At 60.6% G+C, this 18,510-nt stretch carries 15 protein-coding genes and 3 pseudogenes; 8 read left to right on the top strand and 10 right to left on the bottom strand.

Features of this window, described 5'->3' with window-relative positions; translation table 11 throughout:
- Positions 1-269: 269 nt before the first annotated feature.
- The 4 genes and pseudogenes from RFN30_RS08805 to RFN30_RS08820 all read right to left on the bottom strand — a co-directional run.
- Positions 270-518: a hypothetical protein gene (locus tag RFN30_RS08805; RefSeq protein WP_320261708.1), complete on the bottom strand. Its 249-nt coding sequence runs from the start codon at positions 516-518 to the stop codon at positions 270-272.
- 359 nt (positions 519-877) lie between these two features.
- A complete protein-coding gene (locus RFN30_RS08810; RefSeq protein ID WP_320261709.1) occupies positions 878-1,135 on the bottom strand; it encodes a hypothetical protein in 258 nt (85 codons plus the stop codon).
- Between the two features lie 378 nt (positions 1,136-1,513).
- Positions 1,514-2,107, bottom strand: coding sequence for a DJ-1/PfpI family protein (locus tag RFN30_RS08815; RefSeq protein ID WP_320261710.1), 594 nt, complete (start codon positions 2,105-2,107; stop codon positions 1,514-1,516).
- 73 nt (positions 2,108-2,180) lie between these two features.
- Positions 2,181-2,633 (bottom strand): annotated as a pseudogene (locus tag RFN30_RS08820) (substrate-binding domain-containing protein); the annotation flags it as partial.
- On the opposite strand from RFN30_RS08820, the pseudogene RFN30_RS08825 reads away from it, so the two are divergent.
- Positions 2,631-2,781: pseudogene (locus RFN30_RS08825) on the top strand (ester cyclase); the annotation flags it as partial. The pseudogenes RFN30_RS08820 and RFN30_RS08825 sit on opposite strands and share 3 nt — an antisense overlap.
- Positions 2,782-2,905: 124 nt before the next feature.
- On the opposite strand, the gene RFN30_RS08830 reads toward RFN30_RS08825, so the two are convergent.
- From RFN30_RS08830 to RFN30_RS08850, 5 genes are all read right to left on the bottom strand, one after another.
- Positions 2,906-4,105, bottom strand: coding sequence for a mandelate racemase/muconate lactonizing enzyme family protein (locus tag RFN30_RS08830; protein WP_320261711.1), 1,200 nt, complete (start codon positions 4,103-4,105; stop codon positions 2,906-2,908).
- Positions 4,106-4,114: 9 nt separating this feature from the next.
- Entirely contained in the window at positions 4,115-4,441 is a 327-nt protein-coding gene (locus RFN30_RS08835; protein ID WP_095486584.1) for an NIPSNAP family protein, read from the bottom strand.
- Positions 4,442-4,544: 103 nt separating this feature from the next.
- Positions 4,545-5,903, bottom strand: a complete 1,359-nt coding sequence (locus RFN30_RS08840) for a mandelate racemase/muconate lactonizing enzyme family protein (RefSeq protein ID WP_320261712.1) — start codon at positions 5,901-5,903, stop codon at positions 4,545-4,547.
- A gap of 60 nt (positions 5,904-5,963) precedes the next feature.
- A complete protein-coding gene (locus RFN30_RS08845) occupies positions 5,964-7,130 on the bottom strand; it encodes a mandelate racemase/muconate lactonizing enzyme family protein (RefSeq protein ID WP_320261713.1) in 1,167 nt (388 codons plus the stop codon).
- A gap of 51 nt (positions 7,131-7,181) precedes the next feature.
- Complete coding sequence (locus tag RFN30_RS08850; RefSeq protein WP_320261714.1) at positions 7,182-7,892, bottom strand: GntR family transcriptional regulator; 711 nt, start codon at positions 7,890-7,892, stop codon at positions 7,182-7,184.
- A 211-nt stretch (positions 7,893-8,103) separates the two neighbouring features.
- Here RFN30_RS08850 and RFN30_RS08855 point away from each other — a divergent pair, with 211 nt between their 5' ends.
- The 6 genes from RFN30_RS08855 to RFN30_RS08880 all read left to right on the top strand — a co-directional run bounded on the left by RFN30_RS08855 (position 8,104) and on the right by RFN30_RS08880 (position 14,685).
- Entirely contained in the window at positions 8,104-9,585 is a 1,482-nt protein-coding gene (locus RFN30_RS08855; protein WP_320261715.1) for an ABC transporter substrate-binding protein, read from the top strand.
- 76 nt (positions 9,586-9,661) lie between these two features.
- Positions 9,662-10,621 carry a carbohydrate ABC transporter permease gene (locus RFN30_RS08860; RefSeq protein WP_320261716.1) on the top strand — a complete coding sequence of 320 codons (960 nt, stop codon included), beginning with the start codon at positions 9,662-9,664 and terminating at the stop codon, positions 10,619-10,621.
- The gene (locus tag RFN30_RS08865; protein ID WP_320261717.1) at positions 10,618-11,508 is read left to right on the top strand and encodes a carbohydrate ABC transporter permease; all 891 of its coding nucleotides are present in this window, start codon (positions 10,618-10,620) and stop codon (positions 11,506-11,508) included. The genes RFN30_RS08860 and RFN30_RS08865 overlap by 4 nt, the downstream gene beginning before the upstream one ends.
- Positions 11,509-11,634: 126 nt before the next feature.
- Entirely contained in the window at positions 11,635-12,732 is a 1,098-nt protein-coding gene (locus RFN30_RS08870; RefSeq protein WP_320261718.1) for an ABC transporter ATP-binding protein, read from the top strand.
- 30 nt (positions 12,733-12,762) lie between these two features.
- Positions 12,763-13,926 carry a mandelate racemase/muconate lactonizing enzyme family protein gene (locus RFN30_RS08875; RefSeq protein ID WP_320261719.1) on the top strand — a complete coding sequence of 388 codons (1,164 nt, stop codon included), beginning with the start codon at positions 12,763-12,765 and terminating at the stop codon, positions 13,924-13,926.
- A gap of 24 nt (positions 13,927-13,950) precedes the next feature.
- Positions 13,951-14,685: a ribonuclease activity regulator RraA gene (locus tag RFN30_RS08880; RefSeq protein ID WP_320261720.1), complete on the top strand. Its 735-nt coding sequence runs from the start codon at positions 13,951-13,953 to the stop codon at positions 14,683-14,685.
- A gap of 75 nt (positions 14,686-14,760) precedes the next feature.
- On the opposite strand, the pseudogene RFN30_RS08885 reads toward RFN30_RS08880, so the two are convergent.
- Positions 14,761-15,120, bottom strand: a pseudogene (locus RFN30_RS08885) (DJ-1/PfpI family protein); the annotation flags it as partial.
- Between the two features lie 261 nt (positions 15,121-15,381).
- Here RFN30_RS08885 and RFN30_RS08890 point away from each other — a divergent pair.
- Complete coding sequence (locus tag RFN30_RS08890) at positions 15,382-18,510, top strand: ATP-binding protein (RefSeq protein WP_320261721.1); 3,129 nt, start codon at positions 15,382-15,384, stop codon at positions 18,508-18,510.

Here is an 18,510-nt window from a genome sequence, read left to right on the forward strand (position 1 = left end):
GAAAGTGAACACCGCACCCGATCTGGATGAGTTGACTGACCTTGATCGCAAAACCCGAAGGCCAGCGTGCTCTTCTCCCGGAGGGGAGCAAATAGGGTCCTCTACACCCAGGGCGAGGTCCACACCCACAGGAACAGGCTGCGCACCTACGGGGGTGACCAGGCAAAACTGGCCAATGGCAGTGTTATCGGACTTGCGTCGCCCCAACCCGTCAGCCAAGGCACCGCCTACAGCGACGACCTCTGCGGTTGAGCCCCGCAGCATAGCGTTCAGACTGGAGTGTACCCTTCGATCATCGTCAGAATCTCTTCCTCGATCGCTCGGCGCCGATCACGCAGCATGCGCGCTTCCGGGCTTGTCTTTCCGTTCTCGGTCCGCACGATCTTTGTAACTTCACGATCGGCATCAGCATACTGCTGACAAAGAGCATCGAAAACCTGGCTGTCCTGGATCAGTTGTCGAACCGCGGCCTCATTCTCCGGGAACCGTGCCAGCATATCGCGTATACGGTCGACCATAGCAGCCTCCTAGTTCCCTCTCCTGAGCTGCCTGATAATGTAGCTGTCGGCCGACGCCGGAAAAGATGCGAGTGCCGGCATTTTCAAGTTCTGGCGGGCCGCTCGTGAGGATGGTGGGGCCGTGCTCACCACGGCAGAAGCGAGGTAGCGGGAGCCATGGAACGTCAGATGGCGGCAGAGCTCGCTTGAAAGCGGCTTGCCAGCGGTGTTTGTGCGGAAGGCGGCCAAGGAATACGGGCCGGTAACAGCTAACAATAAAAACAAGCACTTACCGTTAAAGGCGCGTTAAATCGGAAAAATTCAAAGCGATTAATAATCAATTGCTTGGCGGTGGCCGGTTACCGCGCGTTACCGCTCTGTCACGGCGCAACGAGCGTCCGGCGGCGGGCCCTACCATTTTTTGACAGGAGCTCCTTCGGGGCCGCCCCCGGCATCTGGTCGGCGAGCAGCTTCTTCAGCTTCGCGTTCTCATTCGCGATCCTCACCGCTATCTCGAAGAAATCGGAACGGATAACTTCGCCATTGTTCCGTCCGGCCGCGACGCCGATCTGATTTTGGGCTTTGATCGCGGCTACCGGGCTTCGACCGGCGTTCAAACGCCAAAACTGAACAACCAAATGGTGGCCCCGGAGGGTCGTCGTTTTCTACAGAAAATCAATACGCGAGTTGCAGTTCCAGAGAGTCCGGTTCTGCGTAGCGCCCTCGACGAGGCGCGCCGCTGCATAGGTGTTGCCGGCCACGAGGCTATTTCAGCTTCTTCGAATGTCGAAGAATGGGGCAACCTGATCGAGCAAGTGGACGCGATCGTCGCAACGACCGGTCGACGATGGTCAGCGCCTTCGAGGATGCGTCATACCTTCAGCGAAAACTCCGCAAGGTTGGTGCAAGGACGGCTAGTCTTGCTATGCCAGTTCGCCACCGCAAAGCGCTGGCGAATTGGTGGTTCCCGTTGCCGAAAGGGCGGCCGGCAAACGTTAGCGGTCCGAATGGAATACTTAGCCGTGCCGAATTTCCGTGCCGAGCACCTTCAGGCATTCCCGGATGAAGGCTGCGAGCGCCGTCCAGCCTTTGGCCGAGACCATTGTGCCGTCGACATAGGCCTCCGTTGGAGACAGGTCGATATAGGTGCCGCCGGCGAGCGTCACTTCCGGTTCGCAGGCTGCCAGAGCACCTACCTTCTTGCCGCGTACGACGCCATCGACCGCAATCAGGATCTGCACGCCGTGACAGATGGTGAAGATCGGCTTCTTGGTTTCGTGAAAATGGCGCACCATCGCCTGAACGCGCTTGTCGGTGCGGATATACTCCGGTCCGCGACCGCCGGCGCAGTAGACGGCGTCGTACTGGTCGAGCTGTTTCTCCGCGTCGGCGAACGTCTTGTTGATCAGAGCATAATGACCGAGCTTCTCGGTGTAGGTCTGGTCGCCCTCGAAATCGTGAAGCGAGGTCTTGATCAGGTCGCCGGCATTCTTGTCCGGGCAAACGACATGGACGGTGTGGCCGACCGCCTCCATTGCCTGTTGGTAGACAAAGATTTCGTATTCCTCGGTGAACTCACCGGTCAGCATCAGTATCTTCTTGGCTGGCATGACTTGTCCTTTCGATTTTGGAGATGCCAAGGCGCTGCCGCGCCTGGGCCGTCGCAGGTTGGGTTGCTGATTTTCAGAAAGGAGAATCCGGGAAGTAGTATTCCTCGGCGTTGGCCTGGGTGATCAGCGGCGCGTCGAGCTTGACGTGCCCGCGGACCGGCGCTTGGCCGATCAGGTTGGCCACCGTCATGTAGATGGCGGTCTTGATCATCGATGGCGGGTAAGGCGTCTCGACGGGCGTCATGCCATCGCCATCGATCACCTTCTTGACGATGTCCTTCATTCCGTTGCCGCCGAGCGCCAGCTTGATGTCAGTGCGGCCCGACTGCTTGACCGCCTCAAGCACGCCGAGAAGCATGTCGTCGTCATTGGCCCAGACGGCGTCGATGTGCGGATATTTGGCGAGGTAATCCTGCATCAGCTTGAAAGCCTCGTCGCTGTTCCAATGGGCATATTGGATATCGAGCACGTTCAGGCCGGTGCCCTTGATCGTGTCCTGGAAGCCCTTGATGCGCTCGTCGTCGAGCCGCGCTGTGGCCGCGAGGACATCAAGACATTCATGACCCATTTCCGGGCCGCCTTTCCGGATCTGAACTTCTGGGGGCACGGCCGACCTGATTGCGGAGGGCGACTATGTCGTCGGCCAATGGGAAGGCGGCGGGACGCATACAGGCGAATGACCAAAAATGGAGCCTGAGCAGACCGTCCTCTTCCAAAAGCTGCCAATCGCGCGAAAGATCACAAGATCACGCCTTGGCGGGGCACCACGCGTGGCACGGTTGACGCAACAAGGATGGCTTAGTCGAAGAAGCTCGCATCCTCTTCGCTGAGATACTTCCTGGCCGCTTCGGCGTCGATATCGAGGCCTAGCCCCGGCGCTTCCAGCAAGTCCACCATGCTGTCCTTCACGATCTGCGCCGGCAGGCCGATCACCAGATCCTCCCACCAGGGGTCGGAGGCGCTCGGATATTCGAAGGCGACGTAGTTGGCTGGCAAGGTAGCGCAGACATTGATCAGCGCGCCGAGGCCGAGCAGGCCGTTGGCAGTGCCGTGCGGGGCCATCAGGATCGAGTGCATGTAGGCGTGCTCGGCGACCCATTTGAGCTCGGCAATGCCGCCTATGTCGGCGGGATCGGGGCCGATGACGCGCACCGCTTGCGTCTCGATCAGCTCCTTGAAATTGTGCCGCAGATAGATCTGCTCGCCGGTGTGGATCGGCGTCGAGGTGGAGGTGGTCAGTTCCCGATAGGCCTGCGGATTGACCCACGGCACATAGTCGCCCGTCAGCATGTCCTCGAGCCACATCAGATTGTACTTTTCGACCGCGCGGGCGAATTTGATCGCGTCGGGCAGCATCCAGCCCGGGCCGCAGTCGAGCGCCAGGCTGACCTTGTCACCCAGCACCTCCTTCATCGCGATCACGCAATCGAGCATGTGATTGAAACCACGCTCGCTGATCACGCCCTGATCCATGGCGCCGTGATAGCCGGCCTTCTTCTGCGTCACGCCGTAGTGGAAGCCTTCTATCGTGTCCTTCATGTTGGAGTGGAACGAGATTCCCTGCTTGATCATGAAGAAGTTCTGCGGCTGCTCCATCATCCATTTGACGTCGGCGGCGTAGTCCTCCGGCCGGTCGCCCGTACGCTTGCGGCGGATCGAGCCGTTATAGACGCGCACCTTGTCGCGCACCTTGCCGCCAAGCAGCTTGTAGACCGGCACGCCCGCGGCCTTGCCGGCAATGTCCCACAGCGCATGCTCGATCGCGCTCACCGCCGCACCATAGGGCTTGAACGAACCGCGCTGGCGGATCTTCAGCATCACGCGCTCGACGTCGGTCGGGTCTTCGCCGATCAGCGCCTCGCGGAAATGCAGCACAAAGGGCTTGAGATAGGTTTTTGTAAACTCGACTTCGCCCAGGCCATAGAGACCCTCGTCAGTGACGATGCGGACGATCGGGTGCCGCCCGATGACGGCGCAGCGCAGGTCGGTGATCTTCATGGCGCAGTCCTATTTCACAGACGAGAAAGCTGTCGGCGTGAGCAGCTGGCTGCTGATATTGGCAATGATCTGCCCGTCGCGCTCAGACTCGTCCCGGGCCCTGTGCCAGGCCGGATCGGTGACGAAAGCCGCCCATTTCGCCTCACGCTCGGCCAGCGATTCCCAGGCGAGGAAATAGGTGAGGCGATTGCTGTTTTCGCCGATCGCCGTGGTGAAAAACCCGGCTTGGCGGATGCCATGCCTCTCCCAGATGGCCAGCGTTTGGTCGGAAAAGCGCTTGAGCAAAGCCGGCAGCCTGCCCGGCAGGCAGTCATAGATACGCAGTTCGTAGATCATGGTTTCGTCCGTTTCTTTCTTCGCCTCTCCCTTGGGAGAGGTCGACACGAATGGTCGGTCGTTGGCCCTGTGAACCTGGGGGAATGAGGGCGGGGGCTCTGGGCTAACTCCAGGTCCGGTCCCAGCTATATTCATTGTCCCAATGCTCGGTGGATTGCCATATCCCCGTGACACCGGGCTGCAGATGCTGGCTGATCACCTCGTCGACCACATCGTCTATGCCCAGCCCCGGTTTGTCCGGAACAGTGATGAAGCCGTCCTTCACCAGCGGCTTGGGGAGACCTGTTACGATGTCGTCCCACCAGTCGACATCGGCCGAGTGGTATTCGAGCGCCATGAAGTTCTCGGTCGCGGTCGCGACATGCGCCGCAGCCATCGCGGCGATCGGGCTTTCAGCCATATGGATGGCCATGGCGACGCCGTGGTCCTGCGCCATGTCGCCGATCTTCTTGGTCTCGAGGATGCCGCCGCTGGTGAGCAGGTCCGGGTGGATGACAGAGAGGCCGCCGCTCTTCAGCAGAGGCTCGAAGGCCTCCTTGAGGTAGATGTCCTCGCCCGTGCAGATCGGCACGGTGGTGGCCTCCTGCAGCCGCCGGTATTGCTCGGTGTATTGCCAGGGAATCACGTCCTCGAGCCAGGCAGGGACGTATTTCTCGATACGGCGCGACAGGCGCATGCCGTCCTGCAGCGAGATGTGGCCGACATGATCGATGGCTAAAGGGATCTCGTAGCCGATGACCTCGCGAACCTCGTGGATATACTGCTCGAGCAGGTCGATGCCCTTCTCGGTGAAATGCAGGCCCGTGAACGGGTGCTGCACGTTCTGCGCGTCATAGGCGAGGTTGCGGGCCTTGCGTTCCTCCAACGAGCCGCCGCGGCCGCGTGGATTGGCATAAAACCCTTCGAGCGCGCCGGCGGGCGCGACTACGGCGCCCGGGACATGGGCGATTTGCATCAAGCCCAGGTCCATCTTGAGGAAGGTGAAACCGCGCTTCATGCGCTCCTTGAGGCGCTTACCGGTTTCGGTGCCGCTCGGTTTCTCAGCGTCGGTATCGCAATAGACGCGCACGTGATCGCGAAACTTGCCGCCGAGCATCTGGTAGATGGGCACGCCATAGGCCTTGCCGGCGAGATCCCAGAGCGCGATCTCGACCGCCGAGACGCCACCGCCCTGCCGGCCGTGCCCGCCGAATTGCTTGATGCGCCGAAACAGGCGGTCGATGTCGCAGGGGTTCTCGCCAAGCAGCCGGCTCTTCAGCATCAGCGCATAGGTGGCACTGGCGCCGTCGCGCACCTCGCCAAGCCCGACGATACCCTGGTTGGTATAGATCTTGAGCAACGCCGAGATGAACGGCGCGCCGACGATTTCGGCTACGCGCATGTCGGTGATGCGAAGGTCGGATGGCTTGGAATTCGTGCTCACACGATTGAGGGCCTCGTCGGCTCCGCCCGTCTTTGGCATGACTTTTCCTCTATTGCAGTCGGTGGGAGACCCATTGCCCCGAACAGGCATCGAGCGTTGCTAGCTCAACTCAATCTCATGGGCCTGAAGGTAGTCGCGGTTCATCTCGACGCCGAGGCCTGGCTTCGACGTCAGCTTGAGGTTGCCGTTCGAAACGTCGAGCGGTCTGTCGATGAGGTGATCGTATTTGGAGAGGTCCCACTCCGAGGTTTCAAGTTTGTAGAAGTTGGGAACGGTCATCATCACCTGCGCTCCCGCGACAACGTTGATCGGTCCCGCGGCATCGTGTGGCGAGACCGGGACATAGTAGGCTTCGCAGAGGGCGGAAATCTTCTTGAGCTCGGTAATGCCTCCGGTCCAAGTGACGTCGGGCATGATGTAGTCGGCGAGCTTGTTCTCGAGCACAGGCACGAAATCCCATTTCGTGTGGCCGCGTTCGCCCCACGAGATGGCGGCGCTGACCTTGTCACGCACCTGTTTGAGGGCGTTGAGGCTCTCGGGCGGGCAAGGCTCCTCGAACCAGTCGATCTGGCCGGCTTCCTCGAGGCTCCGGCAGAGGCGAATGGCGGTGGGAACATCGAAGCGGCCATGCGCATCGATGAGGATATCCACATCGGGTCCCGCCGTTTCGCGGATCAGGGCCGTGAGCTCGGCCGCCTCGCGCTCGTCCTTACGCGTCATGGCGCCGTCGAGGTAGCCGTCCCGCCGTTCGCGGGCCAGGCCATCGACGCTGGGACCCTGGTGGGGGAAAGGATCGAACTTGAGCCCGGTGTGTCCGGATTCGACAATATCCCGAATTTCGCGGACCACAGCCTCCTTGCTGGTGAATTTGGCCTGGTTGGGGTGGGTGTAGAGGGCGATTTCCTCGCGCACTGGTCCGCCCAGCAGCTCGTAGATCGGCTTGCCGAGAACTTTGCCGCGGATATCCCAGAGGGCTATGTCGATGGCGCTCACGCATTCGACGGCTGCGCCGCGGCTGCCCATGTAGGTGAAGCTGCGGAAGATCTTGTGCCAGAGATATTCGATGCGCGCCGGATCCTCGCCTGCCACGGCGAGACCGATCTGCCGCAGGATCGTGCAGAGAGCGCGGTTGGCCAGCTTTGTAGTCGTGGTGATCTCTCCCCAGCCGCTAACTCCTTCGTTGGTCGTCACTTCGACGAACAGGTACTCCCCCCAATAAGAAGCATCGGACTTGATCAGCCACGGCCGGATGCTCGTGATTTTCATCTTAACTACCCTTGTGAATGGCCAGGTTGACGCTGTTCTGGGCCGGATATTCTACCCAGCCCGGGCGGCGTTGCGCGCACGCATGTGTTCGAGGATGTGCCGGCCGGAGCCCTCGACATGGCGGGCAACGAGTTCGGCCGCCTTGTCGGCATCTCCCGCCTTTACGAGCGCGATGAGCTCGCGGTGCTCGCGAAGGATCGCGGCACGTCGCGCGAGGGTGAAATCGAAACGCCGGCTCACGGCGCGCAGCACTTCTCGATGCTTCCACCAAAGCTCGGCGGCATGGCGGTTGTAGTGCCGCTGATACATCACGGTGTGGAAGGCGGTATCCAGCTCACTGTGCCTGAATGTGTCGGAAAAGTTGTTCTCTTCGATCAGGCCCTGGATACGTTCGAGTTCGGCGATGTCCTCGACGGTGGCCATGTTCACAAACCATCGCGTCAGGGCCGGCTCAATCAGAACGCCGATCTCGTAGATATCGCGGACAAACTCCTGATCTATGGGCCGGACGCGCGCCCCGCGGTTGGGAGCAAAGATGACAAAGCCCTCGCCGCGCAACAGCTGCAGGGCCTCGCGCACCGGGTTGGTCGAGGTGCCGTGGCGGCGGGCGAGATCGGTGACCACAAGCCGTTCGTTGGCGGCCAGCCGTCCCTCGATGATGTCTTCCCTGATCAGTTCGTAAAGCGAGGCGCCCTCGCTCGAGGCCCCTATGGGGTCAATCCCCGCAGGCGGCTTCGCTTTAAATTCGTTTGTTTCGGCCAAAGCCCGCTCCCCTAGGCTAGTACACACTCTGTCCGATTATCACGCAAAGTTTCGATAAACAATGTACGATCTGGCGCGTTGACAGACAATTCACGATCTGAAAACGTACAAGATGACCGATAGGATACACAGAACGGTGTCCCGCGGTCGAACGAGCAAGGACCGCTTGCCTCGCAGCGAAGCGGCGTGGGAGAGAACCTGGAGGATACCCATGACGAGGATCACACTCGGCGGTGCCGTCCTGCGCGGCACTGTTTCCACTGCTTTAACGGCATCGTTGATGTCGGCATCGGCGCTGGGCGCGCCGCCAGTCGACCTGAGCAAATGGTCGCCGGAATATGTGCGTTCCATCGCGGGCACGCAGGAATTCGACACGGCGTCCGACTGCGCCAAGGTCACCCCGCTCGACTACAAGGGGCGACTGACTTTCTGGTACCAGGGCGTGTTCGAGGGCGACCCCGACCTCCTGCGCCAGTACTACAAGGATTTCTTCGAGACCTTCCGCAAGACCTATCCGAACATACAGCTCGAGGAGCAGGCCCTCACCTATAACGACCTCCTCGACAAGTTCCGCACGGCGCTCCTGGGCAATGCCGCGCCGATGGCGGTCCGCCTGCAAATCCTGGGTGGTACCGAATTCGCCTCGAAGGGCTATCTGCAGCCGCTCAAGCCCGAGGATGTGGGTTATTCGACCGAGGACTTCTGGCCCGGCGCCATGAAGGCGGTAACCTGGGACGGCGTGACCTACGGCATTCCAACCAATAACGAGACAATGGCGTTCATCTGGAACGCCGACATCTTCAAGCGTGCGGGCCTGGATCCGAACAAGCCGCCGGCAACCTGGGACGACGTCGTCAAATATTCCAAGCAGATCCACGACAAGCTCGGCATTGCCGGTTACGGCCTCGTGGCGCGCAAGAATGCCGGCAATACGCCCTACCGCTTCATGCCTCAGCTATGGGCCTATGGCGGCGGCGTCTTCGACGAAGCAAAGGCGAGCCCGACCTATAAGGACATTGAGCTTAACAGCCCGCAGAGCAAGGCGGCGCTGCAGGCCTCCTACGACATGTATGTCCGGGACAAGTCGGTTCCGGTTTCGGCACTCACCAACCAGCAGGCCGACAACCAGCCGCTGTTCCTCGCCGGCCAGCTCGGCATGATGATCTCGCACCCGTCCGACTACAACGTCATGCTCGACCTGCAGAAGAAGGCGACGGGCACCGACAAGGAGAAGGCGCAGACGGTTATCGACAACATGCGCTACGGCCTCATTCCCACGGGTCCCGACGGCAAGCGCGCCGTCGTGTTCGGCGGCTCGAACATTCACATTCTGAAGCCTGAATATGTCGAGGGCGGCAAGGTGGATGAGCCGGCGGCAAAGGCCATCATCTGCATGTGGACCAGCCCCGAATGGTCGCTGAAGATGGCCTACGCCGGCTCGAACCCGGGCAACCTTAACGGCTTCAAGACCAAATGGATGAAGGAGCGGTTGGACAACATAAAGTTCCTCGATGTCACGACGTCGATGCTGCCATACGGCATCCCGTTCCCAGCCCTGCCGCAGTCTCCCGAGATCATGAACATCATCGTCCCGGACATGCTGCAGAATGCCCTGACCGGAGCGATGACCGTCGACCAGGCAGCGGACGACGCGGCCAAGAAGGTAAAGGACCTGATGGGAGGCGGACTCTAGTCCAAACCTGACCTGCGATCTGGCCGGCTGCGCCGAGAGTGCAGCCGGTTCTTCCCGAGAATAAGGGCACGCCACAGTGACGATCGTGACCGGCCAGGCCGAGGCTCCCCGAAGATTGCAACCCGATAGGCCCGGCGTGCTGCGGAAGATCTGGGAGCATCGCGCTGACTATGCGTATGTGCTTCCTGCGATCGCCGTGATGCTGATCGTCATCGCCTATCCGATCTACTACACGATCGAGCTGTCGTTCTTCAACACACCGCCTGGCCTGCAGCTCCGGGACAAGACCTTCATCGGCGTCGACAACTACACGGCGATCCTCACCAGCGAGGTGTTCTGGAAGGTCACCTGGAACACGCTTGTCTGGACATTGGGATCCACCTTCATCTCCTTTGTCCTGGGGTTTGCCACCGCGCTCGCGCTCCATCGCGACTTTGTCGGCCGGGGTGTGCTGCGGGCTATCCTGATCATTCCATGGGTCATCAGCGCCGTCGCCGCATCCTATATCTGGAAATGGATCTACCATTCGGACTTCGGCATCATCGGCGCGGTGCTGGTCGAGCTCGGATTGGCGGACCGGCCGCCCAATTTCATCGACAGCGTCGGCACGGTGCTGCCCTCCCTGATCGTCGTCAATATCTGGCGTGAGTTTCCGTTCGCCATGATCATGATGATGGCCGGCCTGCAGACGGTCCCCGACCAGTTGCTGCGCGCCGCAAAAGTCGATGGGGCCAATGCCTGGCAGCGCTTCTGGCACGTCACTTTCCCGCACTTGAGAAACGTCTCGACGGTGACGATCCTGCTGCTGGCAGTGGCCAACTTCAATTCCTTCATCATCCCCTGGATCATGACCGGCGGCGGGCCCTCGAACGCATCGCATATCTGGATCACCCACATTTACGAGCTTGCCTTCGGCCGCCAGCGCTGGGGGGTGGCATCGGCCTATTCGGTGCTTCTGTTCCTCATCCTGATGACGCTCGGCTACTTCTATGTCCGTGCGCTCAGCGGCAACGAGCAGAAGGATAAGAGCGCATGAGCACGATTGCCGAGACAGCCCCTCGGGGCCACACCAGTCGCCGCATGCGCGTCGACGGATGGCGGTGGGGTGGGCGAGTCTTCCTCGCCTTCATGCTGCTTTATACCGCGTTGCCGATGATCTGGATGCTGCTTACCTCGATCAAGTCAGGCTTTGCGGCGATGCAATTCCCGCCGCAATGGTGGCCCGACCAGCCTACCCTTGCCAGCTACCAGAAGCTGCTCGACCCGCAAAACAGCGTCGGCCAGGACTTCCTGCGCTTCTTCTGGAACAGCCTCTTCGTGGCGACCGCAACGACCGTCCTTTCGGTGATCGTGGCGGTCCCTGCGGCCTACGCGTTTTCGCGCTTCACCTTCCCGGGCCGGAACTTCCTGTTCTTCGCCGTGCTGCTGCGCAACATGTTCCCGGCGGTGATCTTTCTCGTGCCGCTCTTCATCCTGATGCGCGCGATCGGGCTGGTGAACACGCATGGGTCGCTTGTGCTCACGTACCTCACCTTCGGGCTGCCGCTGGCGATCTGGCTGCTCAAGGGCTTCTACGACAACATCCCCATCCAGCTCGAGCAGGCGGCGCGCATCGACGGAGCGACGCGGTTCCAGGCCTTCATCCTGATCGTGATGCCGCTCTCGGCGCCGGGAATCATCGCCACCGCGATCTATTCCTTCATCGGCGCGTGGAACGAGTACATCTACGCCTACACCTTCCTCTCCAAGAACGAGCAGTTGACGTTGCCGGTCGGCATCCAGCGCTTCTTCTCGGAAAATACGACCGACTTTCCAGGCCTGATGGCTGCCAGCTTCATGATGAGCGTGCCTGTCGTGGTGCTGTTCCTCGTCCTGCAACGATACTTCGTACGCGCTCTTACAGAAGGCGCGGTCAAGCACTAGAGCCGGATGATGTCAGGTCGAAACGACCTGAAATCTGAATCCGGCTCTAAATCAAGGAGATAGAGCATGATGTCGTCCGAAAACCGCTTCACACTTTTCGGCATCATGCTCTAGGGAGCTGCCTATATGGCCCACGTGGTCCTAAAAGATCTCGTCAAGACCTACGGCGGCTTCAACGCCGTCAACGAGGTTTCGTTGACGGTCAATGACGGAGAGTTCGTTGCGCTCGTCGGTCCTTCGGGCTGCGGCAAGACAACCACGCTCAATCTCGTGGCGGGCCTGACCTCGGTCACTTCGGGCGACATATTTATAGGCGACCGGGTAGTCAATGACCTCGACCCCAAGGACCGGGACATCGCGATGGTGTTCCAGAACTACGCGCTCTATCCGCAAAAGTCGGTCTATATGAACCTCGCGTTCCCGCTGCAGATGCGCAAGCTTCCCAAGGACGAGATCGACAAGAAGGTCAGGGAAGCGGCGCGAGTGCTCGACATGACGCAATTGCTCGAGCGCAAGCCGCGCGAACTTTCGGGCGGGCAACAGCAGCGCGTGGCCTTGGGTCGCGCCCTCGTTCGAGATCCGGCGGTATTCCTGATGGACGAACCGCTCTCCAATCTCGACGCCAAGCTGCGCGTGCAGATGCGGTCTGAAATCAAGCGGTTCCATCAGGACCTGAAGGCGACGATCATCTATGTCACGCACGACCAGCTCGAGGCCGTGACCATGGCGGACAGGATGGCTGTGATGAACGGCGGCTACCTGCAGCAATACGATTCGCCGGCGCAGGTTTTCGCCCATCCGGTCAACATGTTCGTCGCGAGCTTCGTCGGCAGCCCGGCTATGAGCCTAATTCCGCTGGAGGCATCGACGGCAAACGGCGATACCGTTCTGACGAGCGCTGAGGGTTGGAGCCTCGCGCTGTCGCAACTCAACGCGCGCAAGGTCCAGGGGGCGACCACCAGGAAGGTCGTGCTCGGCGCGCGACATTCGACGATCAAGCTGCACAAGAGTGCCGTCGCGGGCGCCATTCCGGCCAAGGCCTATACGGTGGAACCGACCGGAGACGTCACCTTCGTGCAGGCATTCCTCTCCGGCGCCATCGTCAACATCAGCGTGTCGCCCAACATCGCCGTCACGCCTGACGAGCGGATCTGGCTCGAATTCGACCAGGAGCGCATGCACCTGTTCGACGGCGAAACTGAAATGGCCCTCAGGGCCGACTGACGCGGCGGACGCGTGTGGAACGTGGGGTGAATGATTACGAAGCTTAAGATCACCGCGATAAAGCCCTATCCAGTGTGGGTGGGAACCCGCAACCAGATGCTCGTCAAGGTCGAGACCGACCAGGGCATCTTCGGCTGGGGCGAGAGCGGCTTGAGTGGCCGCGAGAAGGCCGTAGCCGGCGCGCTTGAGCACTATCGCGAGTTTCTCATCGGCCGCGACCCGATGCAGATCGGCCGGATCTGGCAAGAAGTCTATCGTAGCCAGTACTTCGAAGGCGGGCGCGTTCTGCAGGCGGCGATTTCCGCCATCGACATTGCCCTTCACGACATCAAGGGCAAGGCGCTGGGGGTGCCGGTCTACGATCTGCTGGGCGGCAAGCAGCGCGACCGCGTCCCCACCTTCGCCTCGACCGGAGACGAGGCCGAGGGCGATGTCGCCATCGAACGAGCCCGCGAACTGCGCGCACAGGGATGGCAGGCGATCCGCTTCTTCCCCATCGGGCAAAGCAGCGGGGACATCTTCGAGCCGCGCGAGTCGATAGGCGCTACCGCGGGTATGCTGAACAAGGCGCGTGAGGCGCTGGGCGACGACGTCGTCCTCGGCATCGACTATCATCATCGGCTGTCGGTGGCCGAGGCAGCGAGCTTTTGCAACAAGCTCGGTCGCGGGGTGCTTGATTTCCTCGAGGAGCCCATTCGGGGCGAGACGCCGGAGGCCTACGAATCCCTGCGTACGATGACCGACATCCCGTTCGCCATCGGCGAGGAATTTGCCAGCAAGTGGCAGTTCCTCCCTTACATCGAACGCGGCATCCATCAGTTCAATCGGATCGATGTCTGCAATGTCGGCGGGCTTACGGAGGCGATGAAGGTCGCCGGCTGGAGCGAGGCGCATTATGTAGACCTGATGCCGCACAATCCTCTTGGCCCGATATGCACGGCCGCGACCATGCATCTTGCCGCCGCGGTACCGAACTTCGCGTGGATCGAGACGCGGGCGCCCGAAAGAAAGCTGGGTTTCGACAATTCTGAGTTCTTCCCGGTGCAACCCCGGCTCGACGGCGCCGACTATCCGGTGAGCGATCTGCCGGGGCTCGGCGTCGAGATCAACGAAGCGGCGATCCAGGCGCAGAGTTTCCGCTTTTGGGAAGCGCCTCACCTCAAGCGCCGCGACGGTTCCGTCACCAACTGGTAGTTCCATCTCATCCGGAGTCCGACAATGACGCATACCCCCGAGATCACGCGGCCGCCGAAGGACCTGATCGACGCACTGAAGGAGATCGGCGCCGCGACGGTTGCCGGCACGCTTGGCCACATGGGCTTCCGCAGTCCGCACATGGTCGGCCCGGTGGCGCAGAACCACGGCAAGTCGATCGTCGGACCGGCGCTGACGCTGCAATTCCTGCCGCAGCGGCCGGACCTCTTCAACGAAGGCGAATATGCCGATCCGGAAACGCAACTGCACCGGCATGTGCTCTACCATGCACAGGAGGGCGATGTGGTCGTGGTCGACGCGCGCGGCGACATGAGGTCGGGCGTCTTCGGCGATATGATGTCGACGTATTTCAAGGGCAGAGGCGGCGCGGGCATCGTCATCGACGGATGCATGCGCGACCGGCCCAATGTCGAAAAGCTCGATCTGCCCTTATGGCTGCGCGGCTGGACGCCCAACTATCATGTTCAGACCAGCATCTATCCAAACGCCGTCAACGTTCCGATCGCCTGCGGCGGCGTCACGGTGATCCCCGGTGACATCATCGTCGCCGACGATGACGGGGTGGTGGTGGTTCCGGTCGAAATGGCCCCGAAGGTAATCGAAGAAGCGAAAAAGCATCACGATTGGGAAGAGTTCTCGCGAGAGAAGCTGATGCAAGGTGCGCCGTTGCAACGCTACTATCCGCTTCATGATGATGCCCGTGGAGAGTACGAGGAGTGGCGCAAAACGAGGCGATAGCAGACCCGGGCTAACGAAAAGATTGCAACCGGATCGTTGTGTACTTGGTGTGGTGCAGCTTCAATTCAGAACCCATCACCCGCTCCAAGTACATTCTGCGTCCCGCCAATCCTGGCCGTGCCGGATTTCCGTGCCGAGCACTTTTAGGCATTCCCGGATGAAGGCTGTGAGAGCTGTCCAGCCTTTCTGGGAAACCATGATGCCGTCGACATAAGCCTCGGTCGGAGACAGGTCGATATAGGTGCCGCCGGCGAGCGTCACTTCCGGTTCGCAGGCTGCCAGAGCACCTACCTTCTTGCCGCGCGCGACGCCATCGACCGCAATCAGGATCTGCACGCCGAGACAGATTGTGAAAATCGGCTTCTTGTTTTCCTGGAAATGGCGCACCGTCGCCTGAACGCGCCTATCGGTGCGGATGTACTCCGGTCCGCGGCCACGGGGCGATAGCATACCGATCGAAACCACAGCCGTCACACCTCACGCTTGTGGGCCCGTCCGCGGACCTGCGCACCTTCGGCAATCTCGTGAGATTTGGCGGCAAGGGGGCGTGACGCACATCGTCCGAAGTATCGCCTATGATGACCTGAGGGTCGTCCGAGCGCTCTGGTGAATATTAGCACATTTGATAGTATCGCTCCCACCCTGCCAGCCAAGGCACTGAGCATGTCGGAAAAGCCTCGGGTAGAGCCTCCACTCGTGACCCTTGCCAAGGGCGATCTGAGCAAGGACGACAGTAGTGTGTCCGACGTTCGCAGCGAGCGGCGCGTTATGACAGCTCTCTGTTATGATCTGGTCGGATCAACCGATCTGCTCTCAGTTCTGGATATCGAGGACTATGAGGAACTGATGTCGGCCTTCCGGCGTGAGGCAGGACAGGCAGTATCATCGTATTCGGGCGTTATCGTGAGCGAGGCCGGCGACGGCGGTGTCGCACTTTTTCCAGCAGAGATGGAGGCAAAGGACGCCGCTTCGCAAGCGATCCGGGCAGGACTCGAAATCATTGAAGCGTGCAAGCGGGTCGGGCTGGAGAAAGACCATACGGACCTACATGTTCGGGTCGGGATTGCTACATCCATGACCCTCGTTCACGGGGACGGCGGTGACCCGGCGCATGCCACCGCCACGGGCCCTGCTTTGGCCATGGCGACGCGGCTCCAGGCCATGGCTCAGCCGGATACAATATTGGTGTCCGACGAGACCCGAAATCTGGCGCGTCGGTCCCACGTTTTCAGTTTTCGTGGCATTCACGCTATCAAGGGTTTCGCGGAGCCGGAGCAGACTTGGCGTGCCATCAGCCACAAGCGGGACGTTGACCGCTTCTTCGCCTTCGGGCGCTTGAACAATACGTTTATAGGCCGTGGGGACGAACTGGCCACCATCGCCGCCCGTTGGCATGATGCCGTCGCCGGCAAGGGCAGCGTCATTTTAGTTCAGGGTGAGGCCGGGATCGGCAAGTCCCGCCTGCTTTATGAAGTCCGCAGGAGAACACGCTTTCAGCGGGCAAAATTGCTGCTTTTTCAATGTCAGCCCGGCGGCTCCCACTCGGCCCTTTATCCTCTGCTGCAAAATGTTCGGAGTGGCCTGGCTGGCAAAGAGGGTCGGCTGGAGACTTCAGACGTAGCGGAGGTCTTCGCAAATCAAAGCGTTCACGATGACGAAGTGGTCGACATATTCTCGTTTCTGCTTGGGGCTGAAGGATCGAACCCCGCTCTGAAGGAGGCTGATCTCAAGGTCATCCGGGAGAAAGCCACCTGGGCGGTTCGCAGAAGCATCGAAGCCATATGCGAACGCGGACCACTCATCCTGGTGGTCGAAGACATACATTGGATCGACCCCACGTCGAGGCAATTGCTGGCAGAACTGGCACTCTTCATTCATCGGCTGCCCGTGCTTCTCATAATGACTGCGCGACCTGGATTCGAGACTTATTCAGGGTTCCGGCACTTGCCGCATATTACTCTGAAGCCGCTCGATCGCGAGGAAACGCGACAGGCAATCGTGGCCATGCGGCCGGAAATCGGGTCAGCCACGCACTCGGAACTTATTAGCATGGTGGAGGAGGTAACCGGGGGCGTGCCTCTTTTCATCGAGGAAATCTGCCAATGGATCGCCGAAAATGCAGCCTCCATAACGGATCGCCTTGCGCCAGCCGGCTCATCAAGCCGAATATCGGTGTTTGAAGGCATTCTTGAAGCCAGGCTGGAGCCCTTAGGCCCCGCAAAGGATGTGGCACGAGCGGCCGCCGTCGCCGGCAATCGTTTCAATCTGGAATTGCTCCGGAAGCTGTTGCCGGAATACAGTGACGAGACGATCGGGAATGCAGTGGACACCCTCATTGAGGCGGGATTCCTGATCCGGGTCAGGCCTGCCGGCGATCCTGACTATGGATTTCGCCATGCCCTTATCCGGGAGACAATCTACAATGCATTGCTGCGGAGGAGACGGCAGGCCCTCCATCAGTCGCTTTTCTCCGCTGTCGGCCGCGACCGAAATCTCGGCCCGTGGCTGGGTACGGCGGAACTGGCAGAACACGCTGAACGCGCTGGCCTTCTCGAGGAAGCGATCGATCAGTTCATCGCAGCCGGCCGGGAAAGTTACGACCGTTCCGCAATGGCCGAGGCGAGGCAGATCCTCGACCATGCCCTGACCCTTTGCCAGCGCGTGAGAACGCCGGACAAGCAGGATGTTTTGCGCCTCGCCGCGATGATGCCGCTCGGGCCGATACTTACAGCCACGGAAGGTCCAAACTCGCTGCCGGCCCGCAAACTTTACGAGGACGGGGTGGAGATCGCCAGGCGGCGGCCGCTCGCCGAGCGTGCGAAGTGGTTTCCGATCTACTGGGGCTGGTGGTTTACCGGCCCCACCATCGACGGGGAACGCGCACGGACCGTCCTCACCGACCTGAGGGATGTCGACGACCCCGAAGTGCAGTTTCAGGCCAGACACTGCGTTTGGGCAATCGAATTCAATCTTGGGCATCACAAGAACTGCATCGCGGCGGTCGACGAAGGACTTGCGCTCTATGGGACGGGCCAAAGGGCAGGGAATGCCACTCTTTTCGGCGGCCATGACGCCAGGGTCTGCGGCCTGTCGCATAGAGGTCTCTCGCAATGGTTTACCGGCCGGGCCGCAAGCGCAATTCGATCATTGGCTGAAGCCAGGCGCTGGGCAATGCAAACGGCGCATGTTGGTAGTATCGCCCATGTCTACATCAACGAAGCGATGCTTGATTGCTATCGCCGCGATTTCTCGGCGCTGCGAGGCGTCATCGCCGATATCCGCGAATTGACGAAGCGCCATCATCTGCCCTCCCTTGCCGCCTTGGCGCAAATTCTCGAAGGCTGGTGCGAAGGAAATGCTGCTCGGGTTGAGCAAGGCAGGGACCAGATCAAGGAGGGTCTCGCAATCCACTCCGAACTCCAGACACCGGAAGACTATCCTGTCTACCACGGCATGCTGGCGGAGCTTCTGGCCCGGACAGGCGAGACTGACGAGGCCCTTGGGCTTGTCTCTTCCGCGGCTGCGGAAGCCGAAGCAGGTGGCAGTCTTTCTTGGCTCGCCGAACTCTATCGGCGAAAGGCTCATCTCCTTCTGCTTAAAGGTTCCTCGGGCGCGGATGTTGTTGCCGTGCTCTCCAAAAGCCTGGCTCTCGCCGATGAGCAAAACGCGGTGCCAATCCTGCTCAATGCATACGAGATGCTCAGGACATGGGGCGTGTCAGAGGAACTATCCCAGCAGTACCGCAGTCGCGTCGGCCTGGCGAAATCAGCCATCGAGCAAGGCGCGGCGTTGTTCGTCAATCGAGAACCGAGCCTGCGCCACTAG

The organism is Mesorhizobium dulcispinae (assembly GCF_033977345.1).
In the GTDB taxonomy this organism is placed as follows: Bacteria; Pseudomonadota; Alphaproteobacteria; order Rhizobiales; family Rhizobiaceae; genus Mesorhizobium; species Mesorhizobium dulcispinae.